General features: G+C 71.3%; 1 protein-coding gene. It reads left to right on the forward strand.

Translation table 11 applies throughout. The annotated features are described in order from the left end of the window. Nucleotides 1–57 precede the first annotated feature (57 nt). The coding region (locus N1032_RS22955; protein ID WP_259542635.1) for a 13E12 repeat family protein at nucleotides 58–1,634 on the forward strand (1,577 nt) is incomplete at its 3' end.

Here is a 1,634-nt window from a genome sequence, read left to right on the forward strand (position 1 = left end):
TGTTGGCCTGCGGCGTGAAAGTGAGTGAATGTCAGTGTTGGGTGTTTGACTTGTGTCATGTTCAGAACAGCTGCTCCTGTCGATGAGGTCGTCGACGCGGTCGTCGGCGCGCTCGCGGGGCTGTTGGTGGTGCCTGCGCGGTCGTTGACGTCGGCTGAGTTGTTGGGGCGGGCGGTGTTGTTGGAGCGGGTCGCCCGGCTGGTCGGCGCGGGGCAGGTGGAGGTCGCGGGGGAGATCGGTCACCGTTCCCGACCCGAGCTCGGCGACGAGGGCCTGAGCCGGGCGGAGAACTTCACCTCACCGGCCCGGCTGGTGGCCGCGGTGACGGGGGTGTCGTCGCGGGAAGCGGCGGGCCGGGTGGAGTTGGGTCGCCGGTTGCGGGCCGCGGAGCAGCTCGGCGGTGCGCCCGGGCCGCTGCCGTTCCCCGCGGTCACGGCAGCGTTGGCGGCAGGTGTGGTGGGGGTGGAGGTTGCGGGGGTGATCTCGCGGGAGTTGGCGGGGCTGGCGCGGCGCGGCGTCGCCCCCGACGACATCGCCGCCGCCGAAGCCACCCTCGTCACCGCCGCCACCCAACCCTCACCCCTCACCCACGACACCGCTTCGCCGGACGCTCTGCCGGAAGGTGCCGGCGCGAGTGCCGTGGCGGGTGGTGTGGGGGTGGATGGGGTGGTGCGGTTGGTGGTGCGGGTGCGGGATCTGCTGGATCCGGATGGGGCGTGTCCGCGGGAGGAACGGCAGCGGGAGTTGCGGTCGTTGACCCTGTCCCGGTCCGCGGATGGCATGTTCCGGGGCCGGGTCGCGCTCACCCCCGAGCAGGGTGCTCTCTGGTTGGGTGCCGCCCAGGCTCTGACCAGCCCCCGGGTCGCACCCCGGTTCATGAGCGAGGACGAATACGTGCAGGCTCAGCACACCGCTGACCCGCGCACGGGTCCGCAACGTCTCGCCGACACGGTGACGGAGCTGATCGCCCGCGCGGTCACCGCCCCCGACATGCCCCACCTCGCCGGCGCGACCACCACCGTGAACATTCACGTGGCGTTGGCTGATCTGCAGGCCGGTCGCGGGGTCGGGTTCCTCGACGGTGTCACCGAACCCCTCCCCGTCACCGCGATCACCCGGTTACGGTGTCACCAGCCCGGGGCGGTGACCGTGTTCGGTGACCGCGGTGAGGTCCTGCACCACGGCCGCACGAAACGTTTGTTCACCCCGGCGCAGAACCGTGCTCTCGCCGCCCGCGACGGCGGCTGCGTCTGGCCGGGCTGTGACCGGCCCCCGTCCTGGTGTGAAACCCACCACACCACCCCCTGGACCCCCACCACCCCCGACACCGCTCCGGGCCGCACCGATATCGACAACGGGGTGCTGCTGTGTCACTTCCACCACACCCACCTCCACACCAGCTCCTTCACCCTCACCACCCCACACGGCACCCCCCACCTCACCCCACCCCCCACCATCGACCCCACCCAAACCCCCATCCCCCTCACCCAACGCCGCACCCACCTCCCCACCACCACCGCCCGCGGTCAGTCCGGCGCAACCAATGCGGGCACAGGCACGAGCGCACCCAAAATCGTCTTCACCCCCGAAACCATCACCGCCGCCCACACCTGGCGCACCCGAACCACCCCACC

The organism is Herbiconiux daphne (assembly GCF_024979295.1).
GTDB classification, from domain to species: Bacteria; Actinomycetota; Actinomycetes; order Actinomycetales; family Microbacteriaceae; genus Herbiconiux; species Herbiconiux daphnes.